Raw genomic sequence first — 20,336 nt, forward strand, 5'->3', positions numbered from 1 at the left:
GCCAGTCTCCGGCGGAAATAAGACCGTCCCTCCACCCGCCTCCCCCTCAGTAGGAAAAATATTCCTCATGGCGCAGACGCCGCAAACGCCCGTCCGGCTGGACGACACTGACCGCAAGATACTCTCCCTTCTCCAGCAGGATTCGAGCCTGCCGCTGGAGGAGGTGGCGACCCGCATCGGCGCCTCGCGCACCCCTGTCTGGAACCGCATCCGGCGGATGCGCGAGCAGGGGGTGATCCGCGGACAGGTGGCGCTGCTCGATGCCGAATCGCTCGGGCTCGAGGCGTGCTTCTTCGTGCTGATCCGCACGACCGAGCACGACGCCGACTGGGCCGCCCGCTTCCTCGCCGCGGTCCGCGCCCGCCCCGAGGTGATCGAGGCGCACCGGTTGGCCGGCGACATCGACTATATCCTCAAGGTGATGGTGAAGAACGCCCGCGCCTATGACCGCTTCTACCAGTCGCTGATCGCCGAGGTGCGGATCCAGAACGTCACCGCGCTGCTGTCGATGGAGGAGATGAAGGCCACTACCGCCCTGCCCATCCCCGAGGCGTGAGGGCCACCCGTCGCGGGGGGTCTGCCCCCCGCGTCCGTGCCGGACGCGTCCCCCCGGATATTTGGGTCAGAAGAGAAGCTGAATTGGGCCGCGCCCCATGATCGTGCGGTGCCGCCCGCTCTCGAGGCGAAGCGGGCCGCAGCGGGCAGCGGGCCGCGTCCCCTGCCCTGCGGTCGTCCTGCGGCGCACGCGCCTCGTGCGGCCACGGTTGCGCGCCCGCACGGGCGGTGACACAAGGCGGGATGGATTTGCGTCTCAAGGCCCTTGGGGTTCATCTGTTCACGGCCACCGGGGCCGTCCTGTCGATGCTCGCGCTGCTCGCCGCGGTCGACGGGAAATGGTCCACCATGTTCGCCTGGCTGATCGTGGCGCTGGTGGTGGACGGGCTCGACGGCCCGCTGGCGCGCCGCTACCGCGTCAAGGAGAACTGGCCGACGCATGACGGGGTGCTGATGGACCTCATCATCGACTACCTGACCTACGTGTTCATCCCGGCCTATGCGCTCTTCAAGTCGGGGCTGCTCAGCGGCTGGACCGGCTGGCTCTGCATCATCGCCATCGTCTACGGCTCGGTGATCTATTTCGCCGACACCCGGATGAAGACGGTGGACAACAGCTTCTCGGGCTTTCCGGCCTGCTGGAACATGGTGGTGCTGGTGCTCTTCGCGCTCAAGCCCTCGTTCTGGGTGATCGCCATCATCGTAGTGGCGCTGACCGTGGCGATGTTCCTGCCCGTCAAGTTCATCCACCCGGTGCGGACCGAGCGCTGGCGGGCCGTCTCGCTGCCGATGACCATCGCCTGGGTCGTCTCGGCCGGCTGGGCCATCGCGGTCGGGTTCCACCCGCAAAGCTGGGCGCTCTGGGGGCTGGTCGTCAGCTCGCTGTGGCTGATGCTGGCCGGGATCGCCCAGCAGATCATCCCGCCCCAGCGCCGCCGCGCTTGATCGGGCGCGCCCGCGCCGCCTAAGCTTCCCCCGCAGCGGGCGGCATCGTGCCGCCCCCCGGAGGGGACCGATGTTTCAACGTTTTCTGCTGACCACCGCGGCCGCCGTGGCGCTCATCTCGGAGCCGGCGCTTGCCGCGCAGGACGCCATCCGGCTGGGCATGGTGCTCGAGCCGCCGGGCCTCGACCCGACCGCCAACGCCGCCGCCGCCATCGACGAGATCACTTATGCCAACCTCTTCGAGGGGCTGACCCGCTTCGCCCCCGACGGCAGCATCGCCCCCGCCCTCGCCGAAAGCTGGGAGGCGAAGGAGGGCGGCAAGGTCTATGAGTTCAAGCTGCACGGCGGGGTCAAGTTTCACGACGGCGCGGACTTCGACGCTTCGGACGTGGTGTTCTCGCTCGACCGCGCGCGGGCGCCCGACTCGGTCAACGCGCAGAAGGCGCTGTTTGCCGACATCGAGACGGTCGAGGCGGTGGCCCCCGACCTCGTCCGCGTGACGCTCAAGGCGCCGGACGCGGATTTCCCGTGGAAGATGGCCTGGGGCGACGCGGTGATGATGGACCCGGCCTCGGCCGCCGACGCGGCGACGAAGCCGGTGGGGACCGGGCCCTTCAAGCTGGGCGAGTGGACCCAGGGCGATCACGTCACGCTGACCGCCTTTGACGGCTATTGGGGCGAGAAGCCGGCGCTGAAGACCGCGACGTTCCGCTTCATCGCCGACCCGACGGCGGCCTTCGCGGCGATGATGGCGGGGGACGTCGACGCCTTCCCGATCTATCCCGCGCCCGAGACGCTCGACCAGCTCAAGGCCGACCCGCGCTTCAAGGTGATCGTGGGGACGACCGAGGGCGAGACGATCCTGTCGATGAACAACCGCAATGCGCCGCTGGACAATCCCAAGGTGCGCGAGGCGATTGCGCTGGCCGTGGACCGGCAGGCGATCATCGACGGGGCGATGTTCGGCTATGGCACCCCCATCGGCAGCCATTTCGCCCCGCATCACCCCGATTACGTCGACCTGCTCGACCGCTCGCCGCATGACCCCGAAAAGGCCAAGGCGCTGCTGGCCGAGGCGGGGGTGTCGGGGCTGAAGCTGCGCCTCGCCCTGCCGCCTCCGCCCTATGCCCGGCGCGGGGGCGAGATCGTCGCGGCGCAGCTGCGCGAGGTCGGGATCGAGACCCAGACCACCAACATGGAATGGGCCCAGTGGCTCGAGACGGTCTACAAGAACCACGATTTCGACCTGACGATCATCAGCCATGTCGAGCCGATGGACATCGGCATCTATGCCCGCGACGGCTATTACATCGGCTATCAGAACCCTGCCTTCAACGCGCTGATGGAGAAGCTCAAGGCGGCGCTGGACCCGGCCGAGCGCAGCGCGATCCTGAAAGAGGCGCAGGAGATGCTGGCCGACGATCACCCGGTGGCGTTCCTGTTCCAGCTCGCCAAGACCGGGGTGGCCGATGCCCGGATCGAGGGTCTGTGGGAGAACGCGCCCTCGCCGGCCAATGACCTGACCAAGGTGCACTGGAAAGAGTGATCCCGGCACCGCACCTCGGGGTGCGGTCGCAGGATATGAGGCTGAAAAAAGATGGAGGCGGGCGGTGCCGGGGGGCGCCGCCCGTTTCATATCGCGGAACCCCGGCGTGGCGGAGGTGGCACAAGGCACGTTCCGCGATCTGAAACGCGAGGCGCAGGCGATTTGGGGGCTCGACAGGCGGCGCGCGCCTCAGTTCTTCAGCACGATGCAGCGGCCACCGAGGGCGCGGAACTGGTTGCAGAAGGCGTTGGCCTCGCCGCGCGAGGAGTAGCCGATCTGGGCGGTGTAGACCTTGCGCCCCGAGCCGGTCATCGTCTTGCGCACGTAGCTGACCCGCTTGCCGCCGAGGATCGGGCGCAGTTGCCGGTTGAGCCGGCTCACCTGGCTCTGCGCCCCCGACTGCTTGGGGTGCGAGGCGAGGATCACGCCCCACGGCCACGCCCGCTGCTTGGTCGTGAACTCCTTGAGCGAGCGGTTGCCGGCGAGCTTGATGCAGGCCTCGCGGAAGGGCCGGTCCTTGTCGAGCCGCAGGTCAAGCGTCCCGGGCGGCTCGTCGCGCCACTTCCAGGCGTTGTGGCCGGTGATCGCCTCGACGTAGTCCTGCGTCTCGTAGGGCAGCACCTGTCCGCCGTTGTAGAAGCGCAGCGCGCGGGCCTCGCCGCCGTTATAGGCCACCGCGGCCAGCCCCATGTTGCCGAACCCGTCGATCAGGTAGCGCAGATAGTCGGCCGAGGCGTGGATGGCCTTGGCCGGGTTGAACGGGTCATCGAGCCGGCGGATGCGCGCCGTCTCGGGCATGAACTGGGCGATCCCCTGCGCGCCGACCGGCGAGACCGCCTCGGGCTCGAACATCGATTCCTTCCAGAGCAGGCGGGCGAGGAAGTTGGGGTCGAGCCGGTTCTCGGTCGCGGCCCGCTCGATCACCGTGCAGACGTCCGAGACGTAGGAGGCGACCTTGATGCAGCTCCGCCGGTCCGCCGTGCAGCGCTCGGTGCGGGTGTCGGCGGGCTGGTGCGGGCCGGCCATCGCCGGAGGCGGAGCGGGCGTGGTGGGGTCGGCGGGCGCCTCGGGCGCCGGATCGGCGGCGCGCGCCGGGGCGTTCGCCGCCGCGGCGGCGTCAGTGGGGGGCGCGGGGTCGGGTGACGCCTCGGCGGTGGCGGGCGGGAGCGTGTCGGTTGCGGGTGCGGGCGTGTCGGTCGCGGGTGCGGCAGCGGTTGCGGGTGCGGGCTCAGCAACGGGCGCGGGTGCGGCAGCGGTCGCGGGCGTGCCGGTCGCGGGTGCGGGCTCAGCAACGGGCGCGGGTGCGGCAGCGGTCGCGGGCGTGCCGGTCGCGGGTGCTGGCTCGGCAGCGGTCGCGGGTGCGGGCGCAGGCGCGGCGCTGGCCGCGCCGTCCTCCGGCGGCAGCCCGGGGTCCGGGCGGACCTCAGCCTGCGGCGCGGGAGGGGCGGTGTCTGGCGAGGCCGCGGGCGTGGGCGCTTCCTCGGCGGGGGTGGGCGCGGCTGCCCCGGGCGTCGGCGCGGCCGCTCCGGGCGTGGCGGGCACGAGCATCACCGAGCCGTCCGGCGCGGCGGCCACGCCTGCGGCCTCTGCCGCGAGCGGCAGGCCCAGCAGCATCGCCACGCCTATGCGGTATCGCCAGCCCACCCTGCCCCCAATCGCGGTTGTCCGCCTCTGAAATAGCAGACCGCCGGGGGCATGGGAACCGGCGGTTGGCGAAGCGCGGGTGTGGTGGGCGGCCGGGTGTCTCGGGCGAGGGCACCGCGGGCGACGGTGAGTTGCGGCAGCGCCGCCACCCAATCGCAGAGGCGAGCGTCCGCGCCCCCCGCCACAGCGGGAGGCAGCGCGGTGAGTTCAAGGCGCTCGCAAGGCGCAACTCTTTGGTGCGGCCCGCCCCTTGGCTAGCCCGGTCAGTCAGGCAGATTCCCGGCGAGGCGAGCAACGAACACCTGCGAATGCGGCCCTCCGAAAAAGCCGCTCGCCGCCGCCGCCTAAACGTCAGGCCTTGGACTTCCCGCCCTTGCCCTTGCCCTTCTTCTGCTTCTCGCCCTTGGCCTTGCCGGCCTTCTTCCCGGCCTTGGGCGCTTTCGCAGCCGCACCCGCGTCCCCCTCGTCAAGGCGGGCGGCCTTGCGGGCGGCCTTTTCGGCGTCCTTGGCGCGTTTGCGCTCGGCCTTCTCGGCCTCCTTCACCCGCTTGCGCTCGGCCTTCTCGGCGGCCTTGCGCGCCTTGGCATCAGCCTTGGCGTCGAGATCGTCGGGGCGCACCGCCGCGCTGTCGGCCTGCGGCGGGCGGGCCGGTTTCGGCGGCCGCACGTCGGCCGTGCGGGGGTCGGCTGGGCGCACCTCGGCGGCCGGTCGGGGCGTCGCGGCTGCGGCCGCGGCGCGGCCCCGGCCGCGGGTTGCGGCGGCGTCGCGGACGGCCGGGCGGCGCGCCGCCTGACGGGCCGAGGGCTTGGCGGCAACAGGTTTTGCCGCAGCCTCGGCGGGGGCCGGTGCCGGACCTGCATCGGCCTTGGCCGCGCCCGCGTTGCGCCCCCGGGCCCGGGGCGTCTCGGCTGCGGCGCCCTCGGCGCGCGGCGCGTCGGCCGGCTTAGTCTTCGGCCCCGGCTTGCGCCCCGCAGGCTGCGCCGCCTTGCCGGCACCCGGCCGGCCGCGCCGCTCGGCCGGGGCGGGGCTGCCGCCCTCGGACGCCGCGAGCCGCTTCTTCGCCTCGCCCTTGACGCGCCGCAGCGCGGCCGCGATCGCCCGCGCCGCCTCGGGGTCGGCGCCCGCCTCGGCGCTGGCGGCGTCGAGCTTGCGCATCAGGCCGGTCAGCGTCCGGTCCGCGTGCCGGGACAGCGCCGGCTCGCGGGTGCGGTCGATCAGCTTTGCCACGTCAACGGGGGGTTTGGCGGTCGAGGGGGGATTGGCCATGGTCCATACCTTTCACGCGCCGATCCGGCGCAGGCTGTCACGCGCCGATCCGGCGCACAGGATCGCGCCCCGGATCAGGGCGGCAGGATGGCCGGAATCAACCCGCACACCGCCGCAAATGCAAGACGCCCGGCGATGGCTCGCCGGGCGTCCGTTGCGTTCGTTCGGTGCCTCAGCGCCCGATCAGCGCCCGATCAGCGCCACGCGGCCGGCACGGCGCTTTCCACGACCGGCACGCCGGCGGGCGACATCGCCACGACCGGGGCGGCGGCGGCGGGCTCGAGATACCCGTCCGGGGTCTCGACCAGCGGCCCCTCGAGCGCGCGGGACTCGGCGGCGGTGCGGACCTTGACGCGGGTGCCGGTCGGCACGCGGTCGAACAGGTCCATGATGTCCTGGTTGAACAGCCGGATGCAGCCGGCCGAGGTCGCCTTGCCGATCGACGAGGGGTCCATCGTGCCGTGGATCCGGTACAGCGTGTCGCGGCTGCCCTGGTACAGGTACAGCGCGCGCGAGCCCAGCGGGTTGTCCAGACCGCCGGCCTTGCCGTCCTTCACCGGGCCGTACAGATCCGGCTCGGTCGCGACCATGTTGGCGGTGGGGGTCCAGGACGGCCAGCGGGCCTTGCGGCCGACGGTGGCGGTGCCCGAAAAGCCCAGGCCCGCCTTGCCCACGGCGATGCCGACGCGGGTGGCGGTGCCGCCCGGCTCGACGAGATACAGGAAGCGCGCGTAGGGATCGACGACGATGCTGCCGGCCGGATCGGGCCCGTTGTAGGGCACCTGGGCGCGGACGTTGCGGTCGCGCAGGTAGGCGGGCTTGATCGCCGCGATCGGCAGCGGCTCACCGCCGGGGCCGGTATCGGTGCGGGCCTGATAGATCGCCGGCGTGACGGCCGGGGTGGCGGGGGTGGCGGGGGCGACCTGCGCGGCCGGGTCGGGGCCGCAGGCGGCCAGACCGAGCACGGCAGCGAGCAGGACGGCAGAGGCGATGCGCATCGCGAGATCCTCATGATTCGGGACGGCCCTCGGCGGCGGACCGCGACGGGCAGTGAGGTGGCAGCTCACATCGGGCGAATCGCGCGCAAGCAGGGCGCGCAGCCCGACGACAGGACGTCCCCATAGGCGGCGCGGGGGCGGAAAGGTCAAGGCAAACCGCCGTTCGAACGGCCTGCGGACGCCGGTTTGCGTTGCAAGAATGTCGCGCGCGCAGGATTTTTACCGGCCGTGATCTGTGGCCCTGATGTCACAGCGCGCGGAGTTCCCACGACCATCACGCCGAAAAGACCCCATCGGCGGAACCCTGCCGGTTTTCATGGGGTTGTGCCGCCGTCTCCGCCAATGACGGCGGTCAGGAACTGCGCTTCGAAAGGGAATCCCATGGGTCTCATCATCGCCATCATCATCGGCGCCATCGCGGGCTGGCTCGCCGGCCAGATCGTCAAGGGCCACGGCCAGGGCACGCTGATGAACATCATCGTCGGCGTCGTCGGCGCGGTCATCGCCTCGCTGCTCTTCCCGGCCCTCGGCTGGAACCTCGGCGCGGCCCCCGCCACCGGCAACACCGTGGCCGGCACCAACATCCTCGGCTCGATCGTGTTCGCCACCATCGGCGCCGTGATCCTGCTGCTGGTGCTGCGCCTCTTCAACCGGAACTGATCGGCGCTTCGCGCTGACCAGAGAGCGGCCCCGCCGAGCGCGGGGCCGTTTTCGTTTCACCGCCCGGCGTGTCCGGCCACCTGCCGGCGGATGACCGCCCCCAGATCAAGCGCCTCGCCCGCGCCCAGTCCGCCGCTGCCGTCGTGCCCGACGACCCGCGCGGCGCCGCGCAGGGTTTCCACCGCCTGAGGCTCGCCGGCGACCGCTCGCACCTCCGCCGCCGTGACCAGCAGCACCGTGCCGCCGGGCAGCGCCGCGCCGCCGTAATGCGCCACCAGCGCCGGGTCGCGCAGCACCACCACCTCGGCGCCGCGGCCGTCCATGATCGCCCTCAGCGCCATCTGCCGGGTCCGCAGCACGGCCGGGTCGGTGTCGGGCTCGTCCATCTCGCTCTCCCCCCTGCCGGGCCTGTTGCCCCACGCGCCGGGGCGGGTCAGAGTGCCGGGCGAGCGCCGATGATGTCCAGACCCGCCCCGCCCCCCTTGCGCGATCCCGCCCCGCCTGCGTCGTCCTCGGCGCTGGCGCCGTTCCGGCACGCGGCCTTCCGCAACCTCTGGGCGGCGACGCTGGTGTCGAACTTCGGCGGGCTGGTGCAGGCGGTGGGCGCGGCGTGGATGATGACGCAGCTCACCGACAGCGCCACGCTGGTGGCGCTGGTGCAGGCGTCGAACACCCTGCCGATCATGCTGTTCGCGCTACTCTCCGGCGCGCTGGCCGACATCTTCGAGCGCAAGCGGCTGCTGCTCGCGGCGCTGGCGATCATGGCGGGGGTGTCGCTGTTGCTGGCCGTGGTGGCGTGGCGGGGGTGGCTCGACCCTTATTCGCTGCTGGCGCTGACCTTCCTGATCGGCGTCGGGCAGGCGCTCTACAACCCGCCGTGGCAGGCGAGCATGGGCGACCTCGTGCCCCGCGCCGACCTGCCCGCGGCGGTGACGCTGAACTCGGTCGGGTTCAACCTGATGCGCTCGGTCGGGCCGGCGGCGGGAGGGCTGATCGTCGCGGCCTGGGGGGCGGCGGCGGCCTTTGCGGTCAACGCCGCCAGCTATCTGCCGCTGATCGTGGCGATGCTGCGCTGGCGCCCCCCGGTGCGCGAGCGCGCCTATGCGCCCGAGCCGCTCGGTCCCGGTCGCGGCGGGGCTGCGCTACGTGGTCCTGTCCCCGAACCTCATGCGAGTGCTGGCGCGGGGTGCGCTCTTCGGGTTCTCCGCCGTCGCGGTGCTGGCGCTTCTGCCGCTGATCGCCAAGAGCCACCCCGAGGGCGGGTCGCTGATGCTGGGGCTGCTGCTCGGCTGCTACGGCTTCGGCGCCATCCTCGGCGCCGCAGCCAACCCGCGGTTGCGCGAGCGGATGAACAACGAGAACGTCGTCCGGCTGGCGTTTCTGGGCTTTGCCGTCGCCTGCGCCACGCTGGCCCTGACCGACAACGTCTGGCTGCAGGGGCTGGCGCTCTTGCCCGCCGGGGCCTCGTGGGTGCTGGCGCTGTCGCTCTTCAACGTGACCGTGCAGCTTTCGACCCCGCGCTGGGTCGTGGCGCGGGCGCTGGCGCTCTATCAGACCGCGACCTTCGGCGGGATGGCCGCCGGGGCCTGGGTCTGGGGGATGGTGGCGGGCGCGCAGGGCGTCTCGCAGGCGATGCTGTGGGCGGCCGCGCTGCTGGTCGCCGGGGCGGCGATCGGGCGCTGGTTCAGCCAGCCCGAGTTCGGCAAGCTCGACCTCGACCCCGCCAACCGCTTCCGCGAACCGGCGCTGGCGCTCGACCTGCGGGGACGCTCGGGGCCGATCATGGTGATGGTGGATTACGTCATCGCCCACGCCGACACGGCCGAGTTCCTGCGCCTGATGGCGCGGCGCCGCGCGATCCGCCGCCGCGACGGGGCGCGGAACTGGGCGCTTCTGCGCGACCTCGAGAACCCCGACCACTGGAGCGAGTCCTATCACATCGCCACCTGGGACGAATACGTCCGCCACAACCTGCGCCGCACCAAGTCGGACGCCGAGGTGACGCTGGCCCTGAGGGCGCTGCACCGGGGCGAGGGCGACCCCACCGTCCACCGGATGATCGAGCGCCACAGCGTCACCCCGGCCGACGACCTGCCGCTGCTGGGCAAGATCAACGTCCCCGGCGCGTGAGCGATTGAAACGGGTGCGCCGATGGAGTATGTGAATGGCGTGGGTTTCGCCTTCGACTGGGCGGCCATCGAAGGCCGTCTTGTCACGGCCGAGCTGGCTTATGCGGGGCTGAGCCTGACGTTCATGGCCGAGGTCTGCGAGGCTGATGGCGTGTTGTCCCTGATCGGGGTCCATGTGGTGGCCGTCGGTTCGGGGCAGTTGACGCGGACGTGGATGGTGCGGGTCGCCGCGACCGTCATGGAGGTTTTGGATTATGATGCCATCATCGTTCAGGGAGCGTCTCGAACGACTGGGGCCAGTCCGGGACATATACCCAAACCGCTCCGGTTCGCCCGTCGAGGCGGCGCTTGAACCCAATGACCGGCGCATCGACATCTTCGCCGCGGTGCCGGCGCTGGTCGAGGCGGGGTTGACCATGCTTCAGGCCAAGCGGCTGGTCGAAAAGGTGATGTATGAGGGACCGGCCCGCGCCACGCTGCCGGCGGTGGCCGATCTGGACGCCACCACCCGCGCGCTCGCCGCCGCCGGGCTGGCGGTGACACCCATCGCCCCCCCCGAGACGGTGGACGTGGCCGCCCTGCGCAGCGGGCTGAACCTCACGCAGACCGAGTTCGCCCTGCGCTACGGGCTCGACGTCAAGACCCTGCGCAAATGGGAAACCGGCCGCTCGCGCCCGGAAAAGGCGGTGCGCAGCTACCTCAGCCTCATCGCCCGCGACCCCGAGGGCGTGCTCAGGATCGCCGGGCAACGATGACCGCGGGCGGCGCGCCGCAGGCCCCGGCGCCGGACCGGGGGCTGTCTGCCCCCGGACCCCCGAGGATATTTGTCTCCAGCCCGAGGCGCGAGCTGCGGCCATGAGCCTCGGGCTGGACCGAAATATCCCGGGGTGAGCCGCGCGCGCCCCGCGCGCGGCGAGGGGCAGAGCCCCTCTCTGCGGCTGCCATCGGCGCATGGCGCTGGACCTGACGCCGGACGCCGCCTAGCGTCCGGGCCATGTCGCCGATCCTCCGCCGCCTGCTCTCGCTGATCCTCAGCCTCGCTGTCGCCTCGGCGGTGATCTTTGCCGTCGTCGATCTGGTCCCCGGCGACCCGGCGAGCTTCATGCTCGGCACCGGCGCCCAGCCCGACACGGTGGCGGCGCTGCGCGAGCAGATGGGGCTCGACCTGCCCTGGCCGGTCCGCTACGCGCGCTGGCTCGGCGGGGTTCTGACGGGCGATCTGGGCACCAGCCTCGCCTACAAGACGCCGGTGGCGGGGATGATCCTCGCCCGCGTGCAGGTCTCGCTGCCACTGGCGCTGATGGCGCTGGGGCTGGCGGTGGCGGTGGCGTTTCCGGTCGGGATGCTGGCCGCCCGCAAGCGCGGCGGGCCGGCGGATGCGGCGGTGATGGGGGCCACGCAGCTCGGCATCGCGCTGCCGAACTTCTGGTTCGCGATGCTGCTGGTGCTGGTCTTCGCGGTGAAGCTGCGCTGGCTGCCGGCCGGCGGCTTCCCCGGCTGGTCCCACCCCGGCGCGGCGCTGAAATCGCTGATCCTGCCGGCCATCGCGCTGGCCCTGCCGCAGGCGGCGATCCTCGCCCGCGTGCTGCGCTCGGCGCTGATCGAGACGCTGGGGCAGGACTATATCCGCTCGGCCCGCGCCAAGGGCCTGTCGCGCGGGCAGGCGCTCAGGCGCCACGCCCTGAGGAACGCGCTGATCCCGGTGCTGACCATCCTCGGGATGCAGTTCTCGTTCCTCATGGCGGGCGCGATCATCATCGAGAACGTGTTCTACCTGCCCGGCGTCGGGCGGCTGATCTTCCAGGCCATCACCCAGCGCGATCTGGTGGTGGTGCAGTCGGCGGTGCTGGTGCTGGTCGCGGCGGTGATCCTCGTCACCTTCCTCGTCGATCTGGCCTATGCGGCCGTCGACCCGAGGCTGAGGCGGCGATGACGCGCCGGCTGGGCCTCACCCTCGGACTGCTGCTGACCGCGCTGGCGCTCGGGGCAGCGCTGCTGTCCTGGGTTTGGACGCCCTACGGCGTGACCGGCATCAGCATCGCCGACAAGCTGAAGCCGCCTTCGGCAGCGCATCCGTTCGGGACCGACCATTTCGGCCGCGACATCCTGTCGATGGTGATGGTGGGGGCGCGCACCTCGCTCGCCGTGGCGCTGGTCGCGGTGGGGATCGGCGTGCTGGTCGGGGTGCCGCTGGGCCTGATCGCCGCCGCTCGCCGCGGCGGGTGGCTGGACGAGGCGATCATGCGCGGCAACGACCTGATCTTCGCCTTCCCCTCGCTGGTGATCGCCATCCTCATCACCGCGGCGCTCGGGCCCTCGGCGGTCAACGCCATCCTCGCCATCGGGATCTTCAACATCCCCGTCTTCGCCCGCGTCACCCGGGCGGGGGCGATGCCCTTGTGGACGCTCGATTACATCCGCGCGGCGCAGGTGGCGGGCAAGGGGCCTGCGCGCATCAGCCTCGAGCATATCCTGCCCAACATCGCCAACCTGCTGATCGTGCAGGGCACCATCCAGTTCAGCCTCGGCATCCTCGCCGAGGCGGGGCTGAGCTACGTCGGCCTCGGCGCGCAGCCACCGACGCCGAGCTGGGGGCGGATGCTGGCCGAGGCGCAGACGCTGGTCACGGTGGCCCCGCACGTCGCCATCGCCCCGGGCCTCGCCATCGTCGGCACGGTGCTGGGGCTGAACCTGCTGGGCGACGCGCTGCGCGATGCGCTCGACCCGCAGCTGCGGCTGCGGTCCACCGGGCTGGGGGTGGCATGATCTCGGTCCGCGACCTCGGCGTGACCATCGGCGGGCACCGGGTGCTCGAGGGGGTGACGCTCGACCTTGCCCCCGGCCGCGTCACCGGGCTGGTGGGCGAGAGCGGGTCGGGCAAGTCGATGACCGCGCTGGCGGTGATCGGCCTCTTGCCCGAGGGGGCCGCCGCGACCGGCGAGGTCGTGCTGGACGGCACCAACTTGCTGACCCTGCCCGAGCGGGCGCTGAACGACCTGCGCGGCCGCCGCATCGGGATGATCTTTCAGGAACCGATGACGGCGCTCAACCCGCTGATGACCATCGGCGACCAGGTGGCCGAGGTGCTGACCCGGCATCACGGCATGGGCCGGGCCGAGGCGCTGGCGGTGGCGCGGGCGCGGCTCGACCGGGTGGGGCTGGCGGCGCCGCGGTTTCCGCTGACGCTCTATCCGCACGAGCTGTCCGGCGGCCAGCGGCAGCGGGTGGCCATCGCGATGGCCATCGCCGACGCCCCCGACCTGCTCATCGCGGATGAGCCGACCACGGCGCTGGACGTGACCACCCAGGCGCAGATCCTCGACCTGCTGGCCGGGCTGGTGCGCGACGAGGGCATGGCGCTGATGCTCATCACCCACGACCTCGCGGTGGTGGCGGGGGTGGCCGACCGCGTCGCGGTGATGCAGTCCGGCCGGATCGTCGAGCAGGGCGAGACCGAGGCGCTGTTTCGCACCCAATCCCACCCCTACACCCGCGCGCTGTTCGCCGCCGCCCGCCACCAGCCGCCGCGGGTGGCAGTCGCGCCCGACGACACCCCGATCCTGCGGGTCGAGGGCGCGGTGCGCGCCTACCGCCTGCCCCGCCCGCGGATCGGGGCGCCGCATGGGGTGCTGCGCGCGGTGGACGGGGTCTCGCTCAGCGTCGCGGACGGCGAGTCGGTGGGGCTGGTGGGCGAGTCCGGCTGCGGCAAGTCCACGCTGACCCGCGCCATCCTCGGGCTCGACCCGTTGCAGGGGGGCCGCATCCTGCTGGACGGCGCGCCTGTCACCGCACGGATGCCGCGGGCGCTCAGGGCCAAGGTGCAGGTGGTGTTCCAGGACCCCTACGGCAGCTTCGACCCGCGCTGGCGGGTGGACCGGCTGGTGGCCGAGCCCTTCCACCTGACCGGCCGCCCCCGGAACTGGCGCGACCGCGTGGCCGAGGCGCTGGCCGAGGTCGGCATCCCCGCCGAGGCCATGTCCCGCCACATCCACCAGTTCTCGGGCGGGCAGCGCCAGCGCATCGCCATCGCCCGGGCGCTCATCATCCGCCCCCGGTTGGTGATCCTCGACGAGGCGGTGAGCGCGCTCGACGTGCAGGTGCGGGCGCAGGTGCTCGACCTGCTGGCGCGGCTCAGGGCGTCGCACGGGATGGCGTGGCTGTTCATCAGCCACGACCTGTCGGTGGTGCGCCGGATCACCGACCGGGTGCTGGTGATGGAGAAGGGGCGGATCGTCGAGGACGGCCCGACCGAGGCGATCCTGACCGCCCCCTGCCACCCCTATACAAGGCGGCTGGTGGCCGCGACGCCGCGGATTCCCGCCGACTGGACGCCCCCCGACGATGCGGGCCTCGCCGCCGCCATTCCCCCCTTGCAGGCGGCCCCGCCTGCCCTAACTCTGCCTGAACAGAGGTGAGGAGCGGCCATGCAGTGCCCCGTTGACGGCGAGACCCTGGTGATGACCGAACGCAGCGGGGTCGAGATCGACTACTGCCCCAAGTGCCGGGGCGTGTGGCTCGACCGCGGCGAGCTGGACAAGATCATCGACCGCGCCGCGCCGCCCGAGCCGCCGGTGGTGATGCAGCCGCCGCCCCAGCCGGGCTTCGTCGCCCCGCAGGGCTCGGGCGCCTTCGCCCCTGCGCCCGCCGCCCACCCCGCCGCCGCGCCCGACCTGCACGGCGCCCCGCAGTTCCGGGGCGAGCCGGGCGGTGGTCGCCCCGACGAGTGGCGCTCAGACGACCGGCGCGCCGATGACCGGCGCCACGACGAACGGCGCGAGGCCGGCCGCTACGGCGACCGCTACGACGGACGCCGCCGCGACCGTGACCGCGACGATGATGACGACGACGACCGCCGCTATCGCAAGCGCAAGCGCGAGTCGTTCCTGTCGGACCTCTTCGACTTCTGAACGGGGCCGTTCGCCCGGCCCCGCCCCTCCCCCGCCCTGATTCTCGACTGCAAGTCCCTGGCTCTTAACGGTTTCTCAATCTCCTGCGCCTAGACGGTTGAATTGGGCCGACGGGTTGTGACAGGTTCGCCCCCTTCACAACCCTGCGAGTCCCGATGACGAGGATGAGATGACAGACCCCACCCGCCAACCCGGGGCGCGTGACCTCACACGCGCCGACACCGACCAAACCGACCCCGCCGCGGATCGCCTTGTCCCCGAGGCGGACCTGGCCGAGACGGCAACCGAGCCCCTGCCCGAACCCGAGGGGCCGACCGAGATCATCGAGACCCCCTACGAGATCGGACAGGACAACGTCAGCCGCGCCGTCACGTTCGAGATCGACATCCACAAGGTGGTCTTCATCGTCTCGGCCGTGGTGATCGCGCTCTTCACCGTCGGCACCCTGGTCGGGCAGATCCTGACCGCCCAGCCCCCCATCGACGGCGTCGCCCAGCCGAGCGGGGTCGAAACCGCCTTCACCAGCCTACGCGGCGCGCTGACCGGCAACCTCGACTGGTTCTTCCTCGCCGCAGGCAACGTCTTCGTGCTGCTCTGCCTCGGGCTGATCGTCTCGCCGCTGGGCAGCGTCCGGCTGAGGGGCCCCGAGGCGTCGCCCGACTTCTCGCTCTTCGGCTGGTTTGCGATGCTGTTCGCGGCCGGGATGGGGATCGGGCTGATGTTCTACGGCGTCAGCGAGCCGCTGGGCCACTTCGACGCGGCCCTCGGCGGCGTGGTGATCGAGGACGGCGTGCGCACCGACTGGGCCCCGCTCGAGGGTGCCGCGGGTGATCCCATGGCCGCCCGCCGGCTGGCGATGGCCGCCACGATCTTCCACTGGGGTCTGCACCCTTGGGCGATCTATGCGGTGGTGGCGCTGGCGCTGGCGCTGTTCTCCTACAACAAGGGCCTGCCGCTGACGATGCGCTCGGTCTTCTACCCGCTCTTCGGCGAGCGGATCTGGGGCTGGCCCGGCCACATCATCGACATCCTCGCGGTGTTCGCGACGATCTTCGGGCTGGCGACCTCGCTCGGCTTCGGGGCCGAGCAGGCGACGGCGGGGCTGCATTACCTGTTCGGGATCCCGGCCTCGCTGACGACCAAGATCGTGGTGATCATCGCCATCACCATCGTCGCCGGGCTGTCGGTCGGGCTGGGGGTCGAGCGCGGGGTCAAGATCCTGTCGCAGGCGAACATGATCCTCGCCATGCTGCTGCTGGCGTTCATCATCGCGGTCGGGCCGACCTGGCAGATCGCCACCGGCTTCTTCGGCAACCTGTCGGCCTATGCGCGTGACTTCATTCCGCTGTCGAACCCCTTCGGGCGCACCGACGACAACTTCCGCCAAGGCTGGACCGCGTTCTACTGGGCGTGGTGGATCAGCTGGTCGCCGTTCGTGGGGATGTTCATCGCCCGCGTCTCGCGCGGGCGCACGGTGCGGCAGTTCCTGACCGCGGTGCTGGTGATCCCGGCGCTGATCTCGGTGCTGTGGATGACCGCGCTCGGCGGGACGGCAATCACGCAGTATCTCGGCGGCTTCACGGGTGCGGTGGACGCGGCGCTCGAGCTGCAGCTCTTCCAGATGCTCGGGCAACTGCCGCTGGCGCAGGTGACCAGCCTGATCGGCATCGTGCTGGTGATGGTGTTCTTCATCACCTCGGCCGATTCGGGGTCGCTGGTGATCGACACCATCGCCGCCGGCGGCAAGGTCGACGCCCCGGTGCCGCAGCGGCTGTTCTGGGTGAGTGTCGAGGGGATGCTGGCCATCGCACTGATGCTCGGCGGCGGCCTGACCGCGCTGCAGGCGATGGCGGTCTCGACCGGGCTGCCGTTCACGCTGGTGCTGCTCGGGGCGTGCTACGCGATCATCAAGGGGCTGATGGGCGAGCGCCGCGAGGTGAAGGCGGCGGACTGAGTCCACACCCCGAACAACGAAGGCCCGGCGCGTGCCGGGCCTTTTTTGTTTTTGAACAAAGCTTTGGCTTCAAGCCCACCGGTGCGATGGTGCGGCAGAACGTTCCAGCGTGTCGGTGATGCCGGGGGGTTAATGGGCGGCGTCGGATCGCGCGAACCGGGCCCTTCAACAGAGACAGGCCCCGCAATGCAGCGGGACCTGTCGCTCCTCCCCCGATTGGCGGCTGGGCCTCCCCGCCGTGCCGCCCGGGTATTCGTCTCGTCAGCGCGTTGCCGCCTCGGCGATCAACTCTGCCTGACGCACGATCACTTGTGCCTGACGAATCGACGCGATGTCAACCAGTCGACCTTTGTATACCGCGGCCCCGGCCCCGGATTTCTGCGCCGCGTCCATCGCGGCGAGGATCTCGCGCGCCTCGCCGACCGCCGCCTCGGAGGGCGAGAACACCTCGTTCGCCAGCGCCACCTGGCTCGGGTGGATGGCCCATTTGCCGACCATCCCGAGCGTCGCCGAGCGCAGCGCCTGGGCGCGGAACCCGTCCTGGTCGCTGAAGTCGCCGAACGGGCCATCGACCGGCAGGACGCCGTGGGTGCGGCAGGCGGCGACGATGGCGGCCTGCGCCCAGTGCCACGGGTCGGACCAGTATTTCTGCCCCTCGCGCGCCATGTAATAGTTTTCCTGGGTGCCGCCGATCCCGGTCGTGGCCATCCCCATCGAGGCCGCGAAGTCCGCGGCGCCGAGGCTCATCGCCTGCAGGCGCGGGGTGGCGCCGGCGATCTCCTCGACATGGGAGATGCCGGCGGCGGATTCGATGATGACCTCGAAGGCGATGGGCTTGGTGCGGCCCCTGGCCTTCTCGATACCGGTCACCAGCGCGTCGACGGCGTAGAGGTCCATCGCGTTGCCGACCTTGGGGATCATGATCTGGTCGATGCGGTCCGAGGCCTGTTCCAGCAGGTCCACTACGTCCCGATACCACCACCCGGTGTCGAGCCCGTTGATCCGCACCGACAGCGTCTTGGTGCCCCAGTCGACGTCGCCGATGGCCTGGATGACGTTCTTGCGGGCCTGTTCCTTGTCGTCGGGCGCCACCGAGTCCTCGAGGTCGAGGTTGATCACGTCCGCCGCCGAGGCCGCCATCTTTTCAAACAGTTGCGTCCGCGACCCCGGGCCGAAGAGCTGGCAGCGGTTGAGACGGGCGGGCGGCTGGGGTTGCAGGCGGAAGGACATTTCGGACCTCGGAAAGGCAAGGATGTTTCGTCGTGAGCTGCGTCGGTGATAGATAATTGCTGCGCCTGCATCAAGCGGTTCTGCGGCTGCACGGGCGCCCGCGGGCATTGAAGCACCGCGCGGATTGGCGCAGAACACCCCCGACCAGAGAAACCCCGGAGAAAGCCCATGTCCCGCATCGTCCATGTCAACGGCGCCCTGCTGCCCGAGGATCAGGCGACCGTCTCGGTGTTCGACCGCGGCTTCCTGATGGCCGACGGGGTCTATGAGGTAGTGAGCGTGCTCGGCGGGAAACTGCCGGACTTTCAGGGGCATATGACGCGGCTGGCGCGCTCGCTGGGAGAGTTGGGGATCGCCAACCCGCATGACGAGGCGACCTGGCTGGACCTGCACCGCCAGCTCGTCGCCGAGAACGCGCTCGAGGACGGTATGGTCTATCTGCAGGTCACCCGCGGCAATCCGGGCGACCGGGATTTCGCCTTTCCGCCCAAGGAGTTGCCGCCGACCGTCGTGATGTTCACGCAGTCGAAGCCGGGGCTCGCGGACAATCCGGCGGCGCAGACGGGCTGGAAGGTCTGTACCCTGCCCGACATCCGCTGGCACCGCCGCGACATCAAGACGGTGCAGCTTCTCTATCCGTCGATGGCGAAGATGGAAGCGAAAGCAAAGGGTTGCGACGACGCCTGGCTGGTCGAGGACGGGTTCGTGACCGAGGGCACCTCGAACAACGCCTATATCGTCGCGGGCGGCGCGATCGTCACCCGGGCGCTGTCGCACGACATCCTGCACGGGATCACCCGCGCGGCCGTGCTGCGGCTGGCGCGCGAGGCGCAAATGACTGTCGAGGAACGCAATTTCACCGTCGAGGAGGCGCAGGCGGCGGACGAGGCATTCATCACCTCGGCCTCGGCCTTCGTCATGCCGGTGGTCGAGATCGACGGCGCGACGCTGGGCGACGGCACCCCCGGCAAGCTCGCCCGGCGGCTGCGCGAGATCTACCTCGAGGAGTCGCGCAAGACCGCGGTCTGAGGCGCAACGGCGGCGCGCGCTGCACCGCGCAACGGCGGCGGCGCACGGGCGGCGGTTCGGGCGGTTTTCCCGGGAAATCGGCGAAAATCGCGATGCACGTGACCTGCCACGGGCTTTTTCCTCCATCTGTGACTAGAGTCCGGCCCAACGAGAGGACGGACGAAGATGAAGAAGGCACGACGGACCGAGGAACAGATTATCGGTATCCTTCAGGAGCATGATGCCGGCGCGAAGTGCGCAGATCTGTGCCGCAAGCACGGCATGTCGGAAGGCACATTTTACGCTTGGAAGGCGAAGTATGGCGGGATGACGGTGTCGGAGGCGAAGCGGCTGAAGGCACTCGAGGACGAGAACGCCAGGCTGAAGCGCTTGCTGGCTGACCAGATGCTCGACATGGCTGCGATGAAAGAACTGCTGTCAAAAAAGTGGTAACGCCCGCCGTGAAGCGCGAGGCTGTCGCGCACCTGAAGGCCCATCTCGGGCTGTCGGAGCGGCGGGCGTGCCAGATTGCCGGGGCGGACCGGACGATGGTGCGCTACCAGTCCCAGCGAGCGCCGGACACGGCGCTGCGCGGGCGGTTGCGGGATCTGGCCAACGAGCGGCGCAGGTTCGGCTACCGGCGGCTGTTCGTGCTGCTCAGGCGCGAGGGAGAGCCATCCGGGATCAACCGCATCTATCGGCTTTACCGAGAAGAGGGCTTAACCGTGCGTAAACGCAAAGCGCGCCGCAAGGCCCTCGGAACGAGGGCACCGATCCTGATCGAGACACGAGCCAATGCACGGTGGTCGCTGGACTTCGTCCATGACCAGTTCGCCTGCGGGCGGCGCTTCCGGGTGCTGAACGTGGTTGACGACGTCACCCGCGAATGTCTGGCGGCGATCCCGGACACCTCGATTTCGGGCCGCCGCGTGGCTCGGGAACTGACGGCGCTGATCGAACGCCGCGGCAGGCCTGGAATGATTGTCAGCGATAACGGGACAGAGCTGACATCGAACGCGATCCTGAAGTGGTGCGCCGAGCACAAGGTCGAATGGCATTACATTGCGCCGGGCAAGCCGATGCAGAACGGGTTCGTCGAAAGCTTCAACGGCAGGATGCGGGACGAGCTTCTGAACGAGGCCCTGTTCCGCAACATCGCCCATGCCCGTGACCTGATCGCTGCCTGGGTCACGGATTACAACACCGAAAGGCCCCACTCGGCCTTGGGCTACCAGACCCCTGTAGGGTTTGCCGCGAACCTGAACCCCGCAATCGCCCGCCCCGCTGCGCGAGATGAAAGCTCCGCGCGCCGGGCGATTGCTCAACCCGCGCCAACAGGCGTAAACAAAAACCGGGCTCAGGTCGCCGTTGGATGAAAGTTCAGTGGCAGGTCACACGGCCCATGCAGGGTTCGTGCATCGTTCGTGCGATGTTCATGCACAGTTCATGCGAACGGTTTTGCGTGTCGGGACCGACGCAAAAGGGGGCGCTCGC

The 20,336-nt window shown here is 70.7% G+C and carries 18 protein-coding genes and 1 pseudogene; 14 read left to right on the plus strand and 5 right to left on the minus strand.

Annotated elements, in window-relative coordinates; all coding sequences use genetic code 11:
- Positions 1-67: 67 nt before the first annotated feature.
- The 3 genes from HGN31_RS05635 (at position 68) to HGN31_RS05645 (ending at position 3,046) form a co-directional block, all read left to right on the plus strand.
- On the plus strand, positions 68-556 hold the full coding sequence (locus HGN31_RS05635) for an Lrp/AsnC family transcriptional regulator (protein WP_036712621.1): 489 nt from the start codon (positions 68-70) through the stop codon (positions 554-556).
- 242 nt (positions 557-798) lie between these two features.
- A complete protein-coding gene (locus HGN31_RS05640; protein WP_036705434.1) occupies positions 799-1,500 on the plus strand; it encodes a CDP-alcohol phosphatidyltransferase family protein in 702 nt (233 codons plus the stop codon).
- A 70-nt stretch (positions 1,501-1,570) separates the two neighbouring features.
- Positions 1,571-3,046, plus strand: coding sequence for an ABC transporter substrate-binding protein (locus HGN31_RS05645; RefSeq protein WP_168782598.1), 1,476 nt, complete (start codon positions 1,571-1,573; stop codon positions 3,044-3,046).
- A 189-nt stretch (positions 3,047-3,235) separates the two neighbouring features.
- Here the strand turns inward: HGN31_RS05645 and HGN31_RS16480 are convergent, their stop codons facing one another.
- The 3 genes from HGN31_RS16480 to HGN31_RS05660 form a co-directional block, all read right to left on the minus strand.
- On the minus strand, positions 3,236-4,660 hold the full coding sequence (locus HGN31_RS16480) for a lytic transglycosylase domain-containing protein (RefSeq protein ID WP_244961146.1): 1,425 nt from the start codon (positions 4,658-4,660) through the stop codon (positions 3,236-3,238).
- A 381-nt stretch (positions 4,661-5,041) separates the two neighbouring features.
- Positions 5,042-5,956, minus strand: a complete 915-nt coding sequence (locus tag HGN31_RS05655; protein ID WP_168782599.1) for a hypothetical protein — start codon at positions 5,954-5,956, stop codon at positions 5,042-5,044.
- A 194-nt stretch (positions 5,957-6,150) separates the two neighbouring features.
- A complete protein-coding gene (locus tag HGN31_RS05660; RefSeq protein WP_168782600.1) occupies positions 6,151-6,954 on the minus strand; it encodes a L,D-transpeptidase in 804 nt (267 codons plus the stop codon).
- Positions 6,955-7,335: 381 nt separating this feature from the next.
- Between HGN31_RS05660 and HGN31_RS05665 the strand changes: the two genes are divergently transcribed.
- Positions 7,336-7,614 (plus strand): GlsB/YeaQ/YmgE family stress response membrane protein, encoded by a 279-nt coding sequence (locus tag HGN31_RS05665; RefSeq protein ID WP_036705893.1) that lies wholly within the window; start codon positions 7,336-7,338, stop codon positions 7,612-7,614.
- 56 nt (positions 7,615-7,670) lie between these two features.
- On the opposite strand, the gene HGN31_RS05670 is transcribed toward HGN31_RS05665, so the two are convergent.
- A complete protein-coding gene (locus tag HGN31_RS05670) occupies positions 7,671-8,000 on the minus strand; it encodes a hypothetical protein (RefSeq protein ID WP_168782601.1) in 330 nt (109 codons plus the stop codon).
- A 72-nt stretch (positions 8,001-8,072) separates the two neighbouring features.
- On the opposite strand from HGN31_RS05670, the pseudogene HGN31_RS05675 reads away from it, so the two are divergent.
- From HGN31_RS05675 to HGN31_RS05710, 8 genes and pseudogenes are all read left to right on the plus strand, one after another.
- A pseudogene (locus HGN31_RS05675) lies at positions 8,073-9,744 on the plus strand (MFS transporter).
- 21 nt (positions 9,745-9,765) lie between these two features.
- A complete protein-coding gene (locus HGN31_RS05680) occupies positions 9,766-10,095 on the plus strand; it encodes a hypothetical protein (RefSeq protein WP_168782602.1) in 330 nt (109 codons plus the stop codon).
- Between the two features lie 64 nt (positions 10,096-10,159).
- Complete coding sequence (locus tag HGN31_RS05685) at positions 10,160-10,498, plus strand: helix-turn-helix domain-containing protein (protein WP_244961204.1); 339 nt, start codon at positions 10,160-10,162, stop codon at positions 10,496-10,498.
- 239 nt (positions 10,499-10,737) lie between these two features.
- A complete protein-coding gene (locus HGN31_RS05690; protein WP_168782603.1) occupies positions 10,738-11,676 on the plus strand; it encodes an ABC transporter permease in 939 nt (312 codons plus the stop codon).
- Positions 11,673-12,509: an ABC transporter permease gene (locus tag HGN31_RS05695; protein ID WP_168782604.1), complete on the plus strand. Its 837-nt coding sequence runs from the start codon at positions 11,673-11,675 to the stop codon at positions 12,507-12,509. The genes HGN31_RS05690 and HGN31_RS05695 overlap by 4 nt, the downstream gene beginning before the upstream one ends.
- A complete protein-coding gene (locus tag HGN31_RS05700) occupies positions 12,506-14,158 on the plus strand; it encodes an ABC transporter ATP-binding protein (protein WP_168782605.1) in 1,653 nt (550 codons plus the stop codon). Before HGN31_RS05695 ends, HGN31_RS05700 begins: the two co-directional genes overlap by 4 nt.
- 9 nt (positions 14,159-14,167) lie before the next feature.
- Positions 14,168-14,650: a TFIIB-type zinc ribbon-containing protein gene (locus HGN31_RS16760; RefSeq protein WP_168782606.1), complete on the plus strand. Its 483-nt coding sequence runs from the start codon at positions 14,168-14,170 to the stop codon at positions 14,648-14,650.
- A gap of 169 nt (positions 14,651-14,819) precedes the next feature.
- Complete coding sequence (locus HGN31_RS05710) at positions 14,820-16,604, plus strand: BCCT family transporter (RefSeq protein ID WP_168782607.1); 1,785 nt, start codon at positions 14,820-14,822, stop codon at positions 16,602-16,604.
- 261 nt (positions 16,605-16,865) lie between these two features.
- Here the strand turns inward: HGN31_RS05710 and HGN31_RS05715 are convergent, their stop codons facing one another.
- Positions 16,866-17,834 carry an L-malyl-CoA/beta-methylmalyl-CoA lyase gene (locus HGN31_RS05715; protein WP_168782608.1) on the minus strand — a complete coding sequence of 323 codons (969 nt, stop codon included), beginning with the start codon at positions 17,832-17,834 and terminating at the stop codon, positions 16,866-16,868.
- A 168-nt stretch (positions 17,835-18,002) separates the two neighbouring features.
- Between HGN31_RS05715 and HGN31_RS05720 the strand changes: the two genes are divergently transcribed.
- Positions 18,003-18,863: a D-amino-acid transaminase gene (locus HGN31_RS05720; protein WP_168782609.1), complete on the plus strand. Its 861-nt coding sequence runs from the start codon at positions 18,003-18,005 to the stop codon at positions 18,861-18,863.
- 165 nt (positions 18,864-19,028) lie between these two features.
- Positions 19,029-20,218, plus strand: a protein-coding gene (locus tag HGN31_RS05725) for an IS3 family transposase (protein WP_168781936.1) whose coding sequence is annotated in 2 segments (ribosomal slippage) — positions 19,029-19,281 and positions 19,281-20,218 — 1,191 coding nt in all. Because the reading frame shifts where the segments join, the coding sequence is not laid out codon by codon here.
- Positions 20,219-20,336: the final 118 nt, after the last annotated feature.

The organism is Paracoccus sanguinis (genome assembly GCF_012689545.1).
Classification (GTDB): Bacteria; Pseudomonadota; Alphaproteobacteria; order Rhodobacterales; family Rhodobacteraceae; genus Paracoccus; species Paracoccus panacisoli.